General features: G+C 36.6%; 14 protein-coding genes and 4 pseudogenes. 5 read left to right on the plus strand and 13 right to left on the minus strand.

Features of this window, described 5'->3' with window-relative positions; all coding sequences use genetic code 11:
- Positions 1-311: 311 nt before the first annotated feature.
- Complete coding sequence (locus L3081_RS01370) at positions 312-851, plus strand: gamma carbonic anhydrase family protein (protein WP_242282910.1); 540 nt, start codon at positions 312-314, stop codon at positions 849-851.
- 54 nt (positions 852-905) lie between these two features.
- Here the strand turns inward: L3081_RS01370 and L3081_RS01375 are convergent, their stop codons facing one another.
- The 10 genes and pseudogenes from L3081_RS01375 to L3081_RS01415 all read right to left on the minus strand — a co-directional run bounded on the left by L3081_RS01375 (position 906) and on the right by L3081_RS01415 (position 7,675).
- Positions 906-1,136, minus strand: coding sequence for a hypothetical protein (locus tag L3081_RS01375; RefSeq protein WP_242282911.1), 231 nt, complete (start codon positions 1,134-1,136; stop codon positions 906-908).
- A 9-nt stretch (positions 1,137-1,145) separates the two neighbouring features.
- Entirely contained in the window at positions 1,146-1,388 is a 243-nt protein-coding gene (locus L3081_RS28845) for a hypothetical protein (RefSeq protein WP_420839688.1), read from the minus strand.
- The gene (gene aroE, locus L3081_RS01380) at positions 1,378-1,959 is read right to left on the minus strand and encodes a shikimate dehydrogenase (RefSeq protein WP_420839689.1); all 582 of its coding nucleotides are present in this window, start codon (positions 1,957-1,959) and stop codon (positions 1,378-1,380) included. The genes L3081_RS28845 and aroE overlap by 11 nt, the downstream gene beginning before the upstream one ends.
- Before the next feature lie 115 nt (positions 1,960-2,074).
- On the minus strand, positions 2,075-2,746 hold the full coding sequence (locus L3081_RS01385; protein ID WP_242282913.1) for an OmpW/AlkL family protein: 672 nt from the start codon (positions 2,744-2,746) through the stop codon (positions 2,075-2,077).
- A 200-nt stretch (positions 2,747-2,946) separates the two neighbouring features.
- Positions 2,947-3,510 carry an L-threonylcarbamoyladenylate synthase type 1 TsaC gene (tsaC, locus tag L3081_RS01390; RefSeq protein ID WP_242282915.1) on the minus strand — a complete coding sequence of 188 codons (564 nt, stop codon included), beginning with the start codon at positions 3,508-3,510 and terminating at the stop codon, positions 2,947-2,949.
- Positions 3,511-3,592: 82 nt separating this feature from the next.
- Positions 3,593-4,097 (minus strand): annotated as a pseudogene (purE, locus tag L3081_RS01395) (5-(carboxyamino)imidazole ribonucleotide mutase).
- A gap of 68 nt (positions 4,098-4,165) precedes the next feature.
- Positions 4,166-4,756: a DNA topoisomerase family protein gene (locus L3081_RS01400; RefSeq protein ID WP_242282917.1), complete on the minus strand. Its 591-nt coding sequence runs from the start codon at positions 4,754-4,756 to the stop codon at positions 4,166-4,168.
- Between the two features lie 125 nt (positions 4,757-4,881).
- Entirely contained in the window at positions 4,882-5,355 is a 474-nt protein-coding gene (locus tag L3081_RS01405; RefSeq protein ID WP_242282919.1) for a DUF494 family protein, read from the minus strand.
- Between the two features lie 31 nt (positions 5,356-5,386).
- A complete protein-coding gene (gene dprA / locus L3081_RS01410; protein ID WP_242282921.1) occupies positions 5,387-6,502 on the minus strand; it encodes a DNA-processing protein DprA in 1,116 nt (371 codons plus the stop codon).
- Between the two features lie 69 nt (positions 6,503-6,571).
- A complete protein-coding gene (locus L3081_RS01415; protein ID WP_242282923.1) occupies positions 6,572-7,675 on the minus strand; it encodes a LysM peptidoglycan-binding domain-containing protein in 1,104 nt (367 codons plus the stop codon).
- 127 nt (positions 7,676-7,802) lie between these two features.
- Between L3081_RS01415 and def the strand changes: the two genes are divergently transcribed.
- The 4 genes and pseudogenes from def to trkA all read left to right on the plus strand — a co-directional run bounded on the left by def (position 7,803) and on the right by trkA (position 12,106).
- Positions 7,803-8,318: a peptide deformylase gene (gene def, locus L3081_RS01420; RefSeq protein WP_242282925.1), complete on the plus strand. Its 516-nt coding sequence runs from the start codon at positions 7,803-7,805 to the stop codon at positions 8,316-8,318.
- Positions 8,319-8,341: 23 nt separating this feature from the next.
- Positions 8,342-9,335: pseudogene (fmt, locus tag L3081_RS01425) on the plus strand (methionyl-tRNA formyltransferase).
- A pseudogene (rsmB, locus tag L3081_RS01430) lies at positions 9,336-10,681 on the plus strand (16S rRNA (cytosine(967)-C(5))-methyltransferase RsmB). It begins immediately after the preceding pseudogene.
- 48 nt (positions 10,682-10,729) lie between these two features.
- Complete coding sequence (trkA, locus tag L3081_RS01435) at positions 10,730-12,106, plus strand: Trk system potassium transporter TrkA (protein ID WP_242282927.1); 1,377 nt, start codon at positions 10,730-10,732, stop codon at positions 12,104-12,106.
- 39 nt (positions 12,107-12,145) lie between these two features.
- Here trkA and L3081_RS01440 read toward each other — a convergent pair.
- From L3081_RS01440 to pepQ, 3 genes and pseudogenes are all read right to left on the minus strand, one after another.
- Positions 12,146-13,596, minus strand: a pseudogene (locus L3081_RS01440) (TrkH family potassium uptake protein).
- A 45-nt stretch (positions 13,597-13,641) separates the two neighbouring features.
- Positions 13,642-14,262 carry a YigZ family protein gene (locus L3081_RS01445; RefSeq protein WP_242282928.1) on the minus strand — a complete coding sequence of 207 codons (621 nt, stop codon included), beginning with the start codon at positions 14,260-14,262 and terminating at the stop codon, positions 13,642-13,644.
- Positions 14,263-14,267: 5 nt separating this feature from the next.
- Entirely contained in the window at positions 14,268-15,599 is a 1,332-nt protein-coding gene (gene pepQ / locus L3081_RS01450) for a Xaa-Pro dipeptidase (RefSeq protein ID WP_242282929.1), read from the minus strand.
- Between the last annotated feature and the right edge of the window lie 78 nt (positions 15,600-15,677).

Genomic DNA, 15,677 nt, shown 5'->3' on the forward strand with positions numbered 1-15,677 from the left:
CAAAACATCCAGTTGGTTAAGCTTTTTGGCTGAACCCCTTGGAACTGGAGCGCATTGTAGAGATTTATATGCTGACGTCAACTCTTTTTTGTAAAAAAAACGTAATAATTGTTTAACTGCTTAGCATTCGTACAAACCCTGCCAATATTGCGGTTTTATTATGCTGTAACGTTCAATGTTACTATTTTCTTTAATAGCTAAGTCGTTACTTTCATCAATTATATATATGCTGTTAATTATAATTATTATTTTATTATGTTATTTTGTCATCATGTATTCTAATTTAATCAACTCTTGTACAAGGTAATTTTATGACTTCCCCAAACTTAAGAAAATACAATGACACATTCCCAATTTTGGGTAATGGTAATTATATTGATATCTCTTCAGTGCTTGTTGGCGATATCACCCTAGAAGATGATGTTAGTATTTGGCCCTTAGTTGCAGCCCGCGGTGATGTAAATACGATTACTATCGGCGCAAGAACTAATGTTCAAGATGGTACGGTTTTACACGTAACCCGTAGAAGCACCCAGAATCCTAACGGTAACCCTTTAATTATTGGTGCCGATGTAACAATTGGCCATAAATGCATGTTACATGGGTGTACATTAGGCGATCGTATTCTTGTAGGGATGGGTGCTATTATTATGGATGGTGCAATTATTGAAAATGATGTTTTTATCGGAGCCGGAAGTTTAGTTCCCCCTAACAAGACATTACTAAGTGGTTACCTTTATGTAGGTAACCCTGTGAAACAGGTTAGAAAACTAAAAGATAGTGAATTACATTTCTTAAAACAGTCAGCAATAAATTATATTAATTTAAAAAATGACTATTTGGCTCAGTAATGCTAAACCTTATATTAATTTATAATGATGTAATAGTTATCGTTATTTAAATCATTAAATTTTTATATGGATTACATCGCCTTCCAATTCATTCTTTTCGAACCAGAGCTCAACTATCTCTTCAATATCAAATTTTGTGCAGTTATCAATATATTCTAATTTTTCTAATTGCGCCGAATGACAGTAAATAGTAACAAGTTGTCCTGATGCTTGTGCAGTAAAGCACCAAGCAGCTTGTTTTTCATCAAATACCAAATCATCATTAAATAAAATTGCTTGGTTCATAGCTTTTCCTTATGAAAAGGATGATTTTAATTTCAAGATAACTGAATCAACACTTGGCCTAATCCCTCTCCAAATATAAAAACTTTCCGCTGCTTGTCCAACAAGCATACCTAAGCCATCAATAACTTTTTTAGCCTTTAGTGCTTTTGCTTTTTGCAAAAATGGCGTTAGCTCTTTTCCATAAGTCATATCATAACAAACGCAGTTTTCCGTAATAAGCTTCTCAGATATAGGTAAGCCATTACCAGTCAAACCAAACAGAAGTTGCGTTGATAATAATATCAAACACCTGTTCATTAGCTTCATCAAATGAGCAAGCTGAAAGTGGTTTATTTGTGTATTGCTCGACTATCGATTGTGCTTTAGATACAGTTCTATTAGCAATAGTTAAAGATTCAGGGTTTTGATCTAATAAAGGTAAAACTACGCCCTTCGACGCCCCACCCGCTCCGAGTAATAATATTCGGCTGCTTTCAAGCTGAACATTATTGGCAAGTAGGTCATTTACTAAACCAACACCATCTGTCGTATCGCCATATATTTTACCGTTTTTAAACGTTAGTGTGTTGACCGCACCAGAAAACTTAGCATGCGCAGTTAACTCATCACACATAGCCATCGCTTGCTCTTTGAATGGTGCCGTTACATTAGCTCCTTTACCACCTTGAGCAATAAATTTTGTTACTGTCTCCTTGAAGCTATCTAATTCTGAAAATTGCGTTTCATAATTAAGAGATTGATTTGTTTCTTTAGCAAAACACTGATGAATTAACGGTGAGCGTGATTGTTTTATTGGGTTACCAAAAACACGATATTGATCCATAAAATTTACCTAAGATTATAATTATAGGTAGACTAACCGAATTGGTGTTTTAAGGACATAAAAAAAGCAGTATCGGATTACTGCTTTTTATTCTTATTTATATTTTAACATTGTATTAAAATTTATAGCCAACCATTAATGAATAAACCATTGGATCAACATCTACTTTCGCTTTACCAATATTGTCACCCGCTACATCAAATGTTGCATCTGTAGAAATATCAATATATCGTGCAGAAAAATTCACCGACCAATTTTCATCAATTTCATAGTCTGCTCCTAGTTGTACAGCAAAACCAAATGAGCCGTCTAGTTTTAAATTAGTTAACCCTAAGCTTTTTGGTGCGGCCTCAAACTCTTCGTTAAAAAAGTGCGTATAATTAATGCCTACACCCACATAAGGTTTAAAAGCAGAATTCATATCAATGTAGTAAAGCGCACTTAATGTAGGTGGCAAATGTGTGACTTCGGCAAGCTTAGCGCCATCAACACCTAAAACTGCGTTAGGATCATAAATAGTAACGTCATGTGTAAACGGAGTTGCCGCTAATAATTCTACGGCCCAGTTACTGTCATAAAAGTATACTAAGTTTAAACCGAGTTGAGTATTATCATCAACGGAAAGTGACATGGTAGAATCAGCACCAGAGAGTAAAACGGCTGCGTTTTCACTATCAGGATTAACCGATGTTGCTCCTCCTCTTACTAAAATATCACCTGCTTGATGAGCAAGAACAGCTGTTGAAAGACTTGATAATAATGCAATTGTTAATAATGATTTTTTCATAATATATATCCCTAAATAATTTGTGGATATAATAGATCTATTCACTTTTAAAAACTTGATTTAGCGCAATGTTTTCAAGTTAGATAATTGATGAACTAGATAATATTGATTTAAATCAACTTATGCGATTGTTTTATTATACCAAAAACAAAACAAAAACAATGAGTGTGATATTTATCACAGAGATATGTTATTAAATACTAACTACGTAATATATTTCCTGTTAATCCATTAATAATTTTTGAAGGCTTTAGTAATCCAGACGTTTTTCCTCTGATAATAAAGTCTACTTTATCGCCAAGCTGTGCTTCAACTTCCTGCCACGTTTTAACAGGTGTTTCTCCGGCTAAATTCGCACTAGTCGACACTATTGGCTTATTTGTTTGATTACATAAAGAGACGACATCTTCGTGGTCAGTAATACGTACAGCAATCGAGTCAAACTTGCCACAAAGTAAAGGTGCAATATTTTTTTTAGCGGGTAATACTTGAGTTATTGCATTAGGCCAACGAGATAAGATTGTTTGTCTTTGAGATTCGCTCAGCAGGTCATCATCAATATAGGCTAACAGTTGTGAGTAATTAGCTGCCAATAATATTAATCCTTTATGAGTAGGCCTTTGTTTAATTGTTAATAAATTGCGAATTGCCAAATTATTATCGGGGTCACAACCTAGACCAAAAACAGCCTCCGTTGGATAAGCAATAATACCGCCCTGATAAAATATCTTGGTCGCGGTTTTCATTGCTGAAGTATCGTTCATAAAAAAATCACTTTAGCGGTAGTTAAATAATAGGTGAACTTTCTGAAAGTATAAGCTAAAAGTTCACCTAAAATACGTAGTATTAACTCAATTTTGCTTGCATAGCTTCATCTTTAGCTAACAAAGCTTTAGCGTTTGATACACGCTCAGCTTTCACCTTATCCGCCATACTTTGATCTGCGACACCTAGAATTTGTGCAGCCAAGTAACCAAGCATTTTTAGCACCGACTTTACCTATAGCGACTGTAGCAACAGGAATACCACCAGGCATCATAACGGTTGAAAGCAATGCATCATGCCCTTGCAATGGACCACAATCAACAGGAACCCCAATAACGGGTCTAGTTGTCATACCGGCAACTGCACCGCCTAAATGAGCGGCTAAACCTGCAGCACAAATAAACACTTTACAACCACGTTCTTCGGCGTCTTTTACATAGGCTTTAGCAGCATCAGGTGTTCTGTGCGCTGAACGAACACGAACTTCATGAGTAATATCAAACTGCTTTAAAATCTCAATAGTAGCTTGCATTACGGGTAGGTCTGAATCAGACCCCATTAAAATGGCAACAAAAGGTGAAGTCATAATATTTCTCTTTCTTTAGGTTTAAAAATAAAAAGGTTTACAATTAAGTTCAAATTGGAATGAATAACTTATAACGTTTTAAGTTTATAATCACATTGTTTCTGTGGGCAACTGAGCACCTCACCACTTGCCATTACGCGCTTAATTAATATAGGCCAATGACATTGAGGACAAACATGTTCGACAGGTTGATGATTTAAAACATATTTGCATTTTGGGTATTGATCACAAGAGTAAAATGTTTTTCCAAAGCGGTTAGTTTTCTCTTTTAATAGGCCAATACAGCCTTTGCTTAGACAAACAGGGCAAGGGACACTCGGCGTATCATGTGCTTGCTCTTCTTCTATATGGTGACAGTCAGGGTAACTTGTACAACCAATAAACATACCATATCGGCCTTGTTTCACAGCTAATTCGTGCCCACATAAGGGACATTCACTACCCGGCAAAGGCGTATCCTCTACCCTTTCATGCTCTACAACTGAACGGGTATATTGACAATTAGGATAATTGGAACAGCTAAAAAACGCCCCCGACTTTCCACGCTTTATTGTTAGCTCTGAACCACATTCAGGACAAACTTCATACGCTTTCTCTAGCGCATGCTCGTGTCGAGAAAATAAAGGTTTTCCTTTGTTAGGATCAATTGAATTAGGCATTAGTTAAACAAAAGCACAAGTAAGTTGTGACATATTATGCCACAACTTCCCTTAAAAAGACTAGTACCTAAATTATAGGCCTATAGATGGGTTAAGATAGCGATTAATACGGAATTAACACGATACTAATGTAATAGTCCCTCTTGTTCATCAAAAATAAGTTCTTCCATTTGAGAATAGGCATTTTCTTGCCCTGGAACATTAAATAACACCATCAAAATAACCCACTTTAGATCATCTAAAGAGAAATGATTTGTATCGAGCTCCATCACCCTGTCGATAACCATTTCACGCGTGGTAAAATCTAAGACATTTATTTGTTCTAAAAACAAAATGAATCCTCGACTTTGTGTATCAAGCAGTTGCATTTCATTTTCAGTATAAATGCGGAAAGATTGATTACCCACTCGTGTTAAATAAGGATAAGCATCAGAATCTTGCAGCGCACTTAGCTTTTCTAACCAACTCAGTGCTTTGTATATTTCATCTTGATGAAAACCGGCTCGCGTTAATTCATCGGTTAATATATCATGATCGACCATAACTTCGGCTTCACTATGTATATAATTTTCAAACAAATACATTAAAATATCGAACATAACTAGCCCCTTGTTCACCTTGGATATGTTACTACAATCTAAGGTAGCCCCCTGGTACTGCAGCTACCAAACCTTTCAACTCCAATATAGTTAGCCGAGTGAGCACTTCTTGAATTGGAAGTTTACTCCTCAGTACAACCGTATCTACGGGCGTAATTTCAAACCCCACACTATCCAACATTTCATCATCGCACAAGTCCTTATTTAGTCTTTCACCATCAATTTCTTCATTTACGCTTGATTCTAATTTCGGGTGCTGTGATAAGTGTAGACTAGAATTATCCAGAAAAACTAACTCATTTATTATATCGGCAGGTTCTTCAACAAGTTTAGCACCTTGTTTAATTAACCAATGACACCCTTTTGCTTGTAAGTTACCGATACCACTTGGTATTGCAAAAACATCACGGTTTTGCTCTAGCGCACAACGAGCTGTTATGAGTGAACCACTTTGCAAAGCCGCTTCGACAACCAACACACCACTTAATCCACTGATAATTCTATTTCTTTTTGGAAAATGTCCTGCTTTGGGTGAAGTACCAGGCAAAAATTCACTTATGATAGCCCCTTCTTTTTCTATAATATTTTTAGCTAAAGATCGGTGTCTTCTTGGGTATACTTGATCTAATCCTGTAGCCACTACTGCAATAGTACTAGCATGACGAGTTAACGCTCCTTTATGTGCTGCAGCATCAATACCTAGCGCTAAGCCACTTGTTATGACTAACCCAACGTCAACTAATTGTTGAGCAATTTTAAAAGCGGTTTCTCTGCCATTAATACTAGCTGATCGGCTACCCACAATCGCTAATTGATTTTGATGCAATAAACTCTTATTACCTTGTACAAATAGCACCAGAGGCGGATCATAAATTTGTTTGAGCATAGGTGGGTATTGTTCGTCATCAAAACCAATAATTTCACTATGGCAACGTTGGCTGTTGATAATTATCTCATCAATTGCTTGCCAATCGGGCTGATGAAAAGCGGACAATTGTTTTACTGTTAAATTATTAGCTGATGTTAATTTTGAAGAAGTAAAAAGCGTTGACAAACCGTGGTGATTCACCAACGCTAATTTTTTATGAATGGCTAGCCGAGGCACGGACTTTAAGGCTAACCAATAATGAATATTACTTTTTTGCACTTGTCTTCTCCCTAAGACATATCTCCTCTAATATAGAACAATAACAGTTATAACCTTTTTAAATAGTGCTTATTCTGGTGCAGCAACGCTATCTTGTAATCTCGCCGGTTTTTCAGTTTTCAATATTAACGCCATACTCGCTTGCGGATAAACTTTAAAAACCATTAATTCACCTAAATACTCTTCTGGCATTTTATAATCTGAACCATTATCACTTAATAAACGGTGCCATCTAGACGCCTCGTGGGTATATTTAGGTCCAGTATTAGTCTCTACTACACCAGGACTTAAACGTCTAATTGACATAACATCACCAACAACAACTTGATGTTCAGTACCACGGTTAATCATTACAACTTCTAATTTGCCAAATTCTCGCCCTTCACTAACCGCTTTTACAATTGTGCCACGAAATGATTTATCAACCGCTTTCATGGTAAAAATTGAAGGTAACATTTGTCCTTCATTAACGGGAACAACATAATCACCTGAATGTATTTCGCGCTTGGCTGTACTGATTTTTAAGGTTGCCGGTTCTTTTTCATCCATATTCCCCGATCTAATCGCTTGACCTGTGGCTACAAGATCAGCATAAAAACCTAGAGAGAGTTCAGTCTCTGGATCAATGATTTCTTCACCTTTATTATAAATCGCGTATGTTTTAGATAATTCTAGATCTTTATTAACATAAACTTTAAACCCTGTGATACTTGATCTATAACCTTCATCGCTGCCTATAACATGCGGGAATTGTTCAAGTTGCTCAGCACTAAATAACTGATCATACTTGATAAATGGCGCAATAACTTCTAATGGTAATAATTTTATTGCAGAGTTTTCTTTGTTTTTTTGACGAATTTTTGGAGACCATTTAAAGCCGGGTTTACCCTTAGTTGACTTAAGCACCAACATAGGCTCACCATTTTCATCATAGACTAATGAAATAATATCACCTGGATAAATTAAATGGGGATTCTTAATGTCAGGGTTTAAACGCCATAGTTTAGGCCAAAGCCATGGTTGGTTTAAAAATACAGATGATATATCCCAAAGGGTATCTCCTTTAACAACGACATATGTTTTGGGTGCATCATCATTTATTTTAAGTTGATCAGCCAATGATATAGTAGAACACGCAAATAAAGAGAGTGTTAACAATATTTTTTTTAGCATGTGTCTAGTTCCTTTATGATGGTTTTTCATGCTTTTATAGAAATGCAGCATTATTAGTTGCTATAATGGTAAACATAACACTCTAAAAGCATTATCGCTAATTCTTTTATCAAACATTTATAAGATTATGACTATTTTAACTGTATTAAGATTCCCAGATCCTCGTTTAAAAACAACAGCTAGCCCAGTAACTGAAGTTACAGACGCTACATTAACAATCATAAATGATATGTTGTCAACCATGTATGAAGAAAAAGGTGTCGGCTTAGCCGCTACCCAAGTTAACATCCATCAACGCATTGTCGTAATGGATGTCTCTGAAAATGGAGACCAACCTATTGTTTTAATCAACCCAGAAATTATCGCTAAAAGTGATGAAACCGTAATCAATGAAGAAGGTTGTTTATCGGTTCCTGGAATTTACGCAAAAGTCGACCGTCACACTAGCTGCACAGTAAAAGCACTAGATAAAACGGGTAAAGAATTTACCTTGGATGGTGATGGCTTATTAAGTATTTGTATTCAGCACGAGCTTGACCATTTAAATGGCGTTTTATTTGTCGACTATTTATCACCACTAAAACGTCAACGAATTAAAACAAAACTAGAAAAAGAAGCACGTTTAGAACAAGACAACATTTAATACTCACTTTTAGGATAGCTCTTTTGTCAAAACCATTAAATATTATCTTTTTGGCACGCCTGATTTTGCTGCCCAACATTTGGCAGCACTAATTAATAGCCAACACAATGTTGTCGCTGTTTATTGCCCTCCTGATAAACCGGCAGGACGAGGGAAGAAATTAACCGCATGCGCCACCAAATTATTAGCTATTGATCATAACTTACCTGTTGAACAACCTATTAACTTTAAAAACACAGGCGACCAAGCACAATTAGCTCAATACAATGCCGATGTTATGGTGGTGGTTGCTTATGGTTTATTGCTTCCTGAAGTTATACTCAATTCACCACGTTTAGGGTGCATTAATGTTCATGGTTCTTTATTACCAAAATGGCGAGGTGCAGCTCCTATTCAACGCGCATTAGAAGCGGCGATAAAAAAACAGGCGTAACCATTATGCAAATGGATAAAGGGCTTGATACTGGTGATATGATTTTAACGGCTGAATGCCCTATTGAAAATACTGATACAAGTGCCGGCCTTTATCAAAAGCTTGCTCAACTTGGTCCAAAAGCATTAATCGATTCGTTAGTATTGATGGCAGAAGAGAATTATAGTGCGACCAGACAAAATGATGATATATCTACTTATGCACATAAACTAGAAAAAGCTGAAGCGGAAATAAATTGGCAACTGACAGCAAATGAAATAGATCGAAAAATTAGAGCCTACAACCCTTGGCCAATTGCACAGTTTACCTTTACAGAAGGTACCCAAGATAAAAAACAACATAGAATTCGAGTTTGGCAAGCTTCAATTAACGAAACACAAAGTTCAGAGCCTGCAGGAACCATTCTCTCGGTAGATAAAGCAGGCATTGTTGTTGCCACAGCAAAAGGCGCAATTTGTTTAGAAGTTTTACAATTACCAAACAAAAAAGCATTGCCAGTTCAAGATATCTTAAATGGTCGATCTGAGTGGTTTACGCTCGGCACTAATATTAATGGTGCTTTTATCAAGAGTGATGCTAGTTAAATGACATCGATAACTCAAGACAATAAACAAAAACGAGTTAATGTTCGAGCATTAGCCGCTAAATGTTGCTACAGCGTAATAGATCAAGGCCGTAGTCTTGGAGACGAGCTGCCAAAACAACAAGATAAAGCCTCAATAAAAGATAAGGCCTTATTACAAGAGATTTGTTACGGTGTGTTACGTTTTTTACCTGAATTAGAGCATGACGTTCGAGGTTTAATCCAAAAGCCTTTAACAGGAAAACAACGCGTATTTCATTTTTTATTATTGGTCGGGGTATACCAAATTAAATATATGCGTATTCCTGACCATGCCGCTGTAAGTGAAACTGTTGGTGCTACAGGGGCACTTAAAAATCGTCATATGAAAGCGCTAATTAACGGTGTACTTCGAAACTATTTACGCGCTAGAGAAAACGCCATAGAGGCACCCTTACCTACATCTGATTTACCTCTTTCAATTCAATATAATCATCCCAGTTGGTTTATCAAAGAAATACAGAAAAGTTACCCCCAACAATGGCAACAAATACTCAATGCAAACCAACAAAAACCGCCAATGTGGTTAAGAGTAAATCAGCAACATCACACTATTAATGATTATAAAAAACTGCTCGAAACAGCAGAAATATCAATTAATTCTGTAGAGCCATTAAGTCAAGCTATTGAATTAACACACCCAACAGATGTATTGAACTTACCTGGTTTTGAACAAGGTTGGGTGTCAATTCAAGATGGTGCAGCACAACAAGCCGCTCGGCTGCTAAATTGCCAAAAAGATGATGTAGTACTAGATTGCTGCGCAGCACCCGGTGGAAAAACCTGTCATATTTTAGAGTTCACCCCAGAGATTGCTTCAATGACAGCCATTGACATTGAAGCGAATCGCTTAGTAAGAGTAGAAGAAAATCTTGCTCGATTAGGTTTAAAAGCAACCGTCATAGCTGCTGATGCAGCCAATGCTAAAACATGGTGGCAAGGACAGTACTTTGACCGTATTTTCCGGATATCCCATGCTCAGGCACAGGTGTTATTCGCCGCCATCCCGACATAAAGTGGCTACGTAAAGCTTCTGATATAGATGCTTTAATGATTTTACAGCAGCAAATTATAAAAGAAATATGGTCTTTGCTTAAACCTGGTGGTACTTTACTTTATGCTACTTGTAGTATTTTACCGCAAGAAAACAGTCAACAAATAGTACACTTTCTTGAGCATCATCCTGATGCGCAGTTATTGCCTTTTGAGAATGCCGAACATGACAATAATATTGGTTGGCAATTATTACCCGGTATAAATAACATGGATGGTTTTTATTACGCTAAGTTATTAAAAATAAAAACTTAATATAAAATTCAAGACGTACATACAGAACTTGAGAATAAAAATAACAAAATGAAAATTATAATAGTCGGTGCAGGCCAAGTAGGCGGAACATTAGCAGAAAACCTAGTAGGTGAAAATAACGAAATATCTGTTGTGGATACTGACGGAGAAAAGCTGCGTGAATTACAAGACAGAATGGATCTTCAAGTAGTTACAGGTCAAGGTTGTTATCCAGACGTATTAAAAAAAGCCGGTGCAGAAGATGCGGATATGGTTATTGCGGTTACATCAGATGATGCAACTAACATGATTACTTGCCAAATTTGCTCATCATTGTTTAATACCCATAAAAAAATTGCTCGCATTCGTTCAAACCAAATTTTAAAATATGCCGAGCCTTTATTTCATAAAAACCAAATACCTATTGATCACGTTATAGCACCTGAGGAATTGGTTACTCGTGATATAGCACGGCTTATTGACTACCCTGGAGCACTTCAAGTGCTAGAATTTGCTAATGGTAGTGTTAGTTTAGTAGCAGTAAAAGCCTATTATGGTGGCTTATTGGTTGGTCATGCATTATCAACCCTAAGAGACCATATACCCAATGTAGATACACGTGTAGCCGCCATTTACCGTAATGGAAAGCCTATTAGACCATTAGGTACAACAGTGATTGAAGCAGATGATGAAGTGTTTTTCATTGCTGCCAGTATTCATATTCGTGCCGTCATGAATGAATTACAGAAATTGGAAGCTGCCTATAAACGCATCATGATTGTTGGTGGTGGTAATATAGGTCTTGGTTTAGCACGTATATTAGAAAATAATCACCAAGTAAAACTAATAGAACGATCTCCAGAACGAGCAGCTCTGCTTACCTCTGAATTAAATAATACCTTAGTTTTCAATGGCGACTCTTCTGATATAGAGTTATTAACTGAAGAGAACATAGAGCAATTTGATGTGTTTATTGCTGTTACCAATGACGATGAAGCTAATATTATGTCATCACTGCTTGCTAAAAAGCTTGGGGTACGCAAAACCATGGTTCTTATTCAACGAGATGCCTATATTGAATTAGTACATGGTGGGACTATTGATATTGCAATATCACCTCAGCAAGCAACAATTTCAGCACTACTAACTCATGTTAGACGTGGAACAATAGATAATGTCTATAGTTTGCGTGGTGGTGCTGCTGAAGCAATTGAAATTGTTGCTAAAGGCGATGAAAAATCTTCAAAAGTAGTTGGTCGTGCCATCAAAGATATTAAGCTACCACCAGGTACAACAATTGGGGCAGTGGTTCGTGGCACTGAAGTATTAATCGCGCACTCAAATACACTGATAATTGAAGAAGACCATGTTATTTTATTCTTAGTTAATAAACGTTATATCAGCGATGTTGAAAAGTTATTCCAAGTGAGTGCTATTTACTTTTAGGCTTTAAAATATTGTGGCACTTAATAATGTTTTGCATTATTAAGTGCGCCAGAATCCAGGAGTAAACAACACTAGCAAGGTAAATATTTCTAATCGACCAAATAACATAGCCATAATCAATACCCATTTACTATCATCACCAATGCTTGAGAAATTGGCAGCAACTTCACCTAATCCTGGGCCAAGGTTATTAATAGCAGCTGCAACTGCGGTAAAAGCAGTAATATCATCAATACCTGTGGCTAAAAGTAATAACATGCAAATAACAAACACAGCAGCGTAGGCAGAAAAGAATCCCCAAACAGCCTCAACAACACGATCTGGCAGCACTTTTTTTCCAATTTTGATACTGAATATAGCCTTAGGATGAACTAATTTATTTAACTCACGTACGCCTTGTAAGTAAAGTAACAATACACGTACAACCTTCATTCCACCCGCTGTACTGGCCGCACAACCACCAATAAAACTAGAAAAAATCAATAATATAGGTAATAACGTAGGCCAATCTGCAAATGAGGTGGTTGTAAAACCGGCAGTGGTGCTTATTGATACAGATTGAAATAATGCCTGATCAAATGCTTTATCAGAATCTTGATAAGTACCTGATGTCATCAGTACTGTGAAACAAATTAGAGTTAACATTAACTGAATAGCAATAAAAACTTTAAATTCAGGATCATAAAAATAATTTTTGAGGGATTTACTTTGTAGTACAGCATAATGCAACGCAAAATTAACACCTGATATAATCAAGAAAAACACACAAATAAAGTTGATAACAGGGCTGTTAAAATACCCCATACTTGCATCATGGGTAGAAAAACCACCAATAGCTATTGTGGAAAAAGAATGACAAATAGCATCAAAACCTGACATGCCCGCCAACCAATAAGCCGTTGCACAGGCAATAGTTAACGATAAATAGATGTACCATAAATGTTTAGCCGTATCAGCGATTCTTGGCGTCATTTTTGAATCTTTAACCGGTCCAGGAATTTCTGCACGATACAACTGCATTCCACCAATACCCAACATAGGCAAAACAGCAACAGCTAAAACAATGATTCCCATCCCCCTAGCCACTGTAATTGTTGGCGATACCACAATACAGCATGAGGCAAGCCTTCAATATGCGTTAGAATGGTTGCTCCAGTTGTTGTTAAGCCAGAGAATGACTCAAAAAAAGCGTCCGTTATCGACAGTGATGGTTGTTCGAGAAGAATAAGAGGAATAGCAGAAAAACTTGCTAAAACTAACCAAAATAATACGACTATCAAAAAGCCTTCTCGGGCTCTTAAATCTGTTTTTTGATTTCGATTGGGGTACCAGGCTAAAAACCCCGTAAATAAACACCATAAAAACCCCAGTAAAAAAGGTACCCCACCGCCATCACGATAGATAAGAGAAACTAAGGCAGGTGGTAGCATAGTGACACTAAGTAATGCCACCAATAAACCTAAAATTCGAATAATATTTTTATATTGCACGTTTTATTTTCATTGTTATTTTATTTATTTCAGCTATAAACCAAGTTACAAATTATCCGATGGGGTTAGTGATAGCTCTCCTGCAGATAATGTTTGCAGTTTATGTTCTATCCAAGCTAATTCTGCTTTAGGTAAAGAAAGCTTAAATTGCACTTGCTGTAGATATTCTTGTTCAATAACCTGCCCTTGTACTTGGCTAATTATATGTAGTACATCATCAACTTGGTTATATTGACATGCTAATGTTTTTGTCGCCATCGCTATTTTAGTTTTCGATTGTAAAAAAACCAACGCTTGACGAACACTATCTCCATACGCACGCTGTAAACCGCCAGTACCTAACTTTGTTCCACCAAAATATCGTACAATAACAGCACAAACCTGCCCAATCCCCCCGCCTTGTAAAACGGCTAACATAGGCTTCCCCGCTGTACCACTAGGCTCACCATCATCAGAATACCCATAACCCAAACTATTATTAGCAGCCTTTGTTAGGAAAGCATAACAATAATGGCTTGCTTGCGGGTGTAAAAGCTGACATTGCTTTACTTGTTCTTTAGCTTCTTCAATACTCTCACAAGGCTCTAAGAAACAAATAAAGCGACTTCGGTTGACAACAGTTTCATGCTCAACCTTATTAACGGCTATCTTATATGGTGTAACCATTACGATTAATCTAGCCCTAAATCACGTGTCATATTTTCATTATGAGATTGATGAACGATGATATTATCTTCAATACGAATACCACCATAATCACGCATTTCATCCACTTTAGGCCAATTAATTTGATCGCTATAAGCTGATTCTTTTAATGTTCTCAATAAAGAATCAATAAAATACAAACCAGGTTCTATCGTAAACACTTGACCGGCTTCAACTGTTCTTGAAGTACGTAAAAATGGATGATTATCAGGTGCGTTTATATGAGTTCCACGTTCATCAGCCATAAACCCACCCATATCATGCACCTGCAAACCTAAATGATGCCCTAACCCATGAGGAAAAAATGTACTAACAATACCTGACTCTACTGCTGTTTCAGCACTCACTTTAATAAAATTAAATTCAGCTAATACTTTTGCTACTTCATTGTACGTTGCTATATGTAGATCAACATAGTTAACGCCTGGTTTCAAACCATTGACAGCGTTTAACATCAATTCATTCATACGTAATATTAAGTCTGCAAATTTATCTTGTTTAAAGGCATAAGTGCGAGTGATATCTGCTGCATAACCATTAAAATTTGCGCCTGCATCAATTAAAAAAGATTTATGAAGTTGCGGTGGAGTTTTATCCAATGCCATATAATGCAAAACAGAGCAATTCTTATTTAAGGCTACAATATTTCCATACGGAGTTTCATCGGTGGTATACCCTATAGCACTGAGGTAAGCACTTTGAATTGAATACTCAGTCCCTCCATTTAAAAAGGCTCTTTTTGCCGCAATATGGGCTTTAACCGCTAACGCATTTGATTGACGTAAACAAACTTGCTCATAAGCCGTTTTATAAGCACGGTGATAATGAATATAATTAAGTAACCGTTCAGGATTAATATCTTCAAAACCTAACGCTTTTGCTACCTCAATATGACTACCAATATAAGCAAAATCTTTTTTATCATAAGGAAGTAATTTATCAACTTCACTTGCTTGAGTCAGCACTTTAATATGAAAAAACTCATGCCAATAATCATCGGTCAAAGGGATTACTTTATGCCAAAAATCAACAGGTTGATAATATATAAGCGTTGGTTTGTCTTCACCGTTCACAATCAGCCAACAGTTAGGTACATCGATTAAGGGTAACCAATGTTTAAAGTGAGGGTTAACTCTAAAAGGGTATGCATTATCATCAAGAAATGCTTTTATTTCTTGGCCTGAGTGGATAACAACACCTTCAATTTTTTCATAAGACAACGCTTGTTTGGTGCGTTGCTGTAAACAATCAATATGTGCTGAATATTCTTCTTTCAACTTGTTGGATAATGTACTCATAAACCCTCCGAAAATTTTGCGATATCATAACACACCCTATTATTAGCAAGCTATAATAGCATTATGACGCTTATCTAA

The sequence above is a fragment of the Colwellia maritima genome (assembly GCF_022669015.1).
Taxonomy (GTDB): Bacteria; Pseudomonadota; Gammaproteobacteria; order Enterobacterales; family Alteromonadaceae; genus Colwellia; species Colwellia maritima.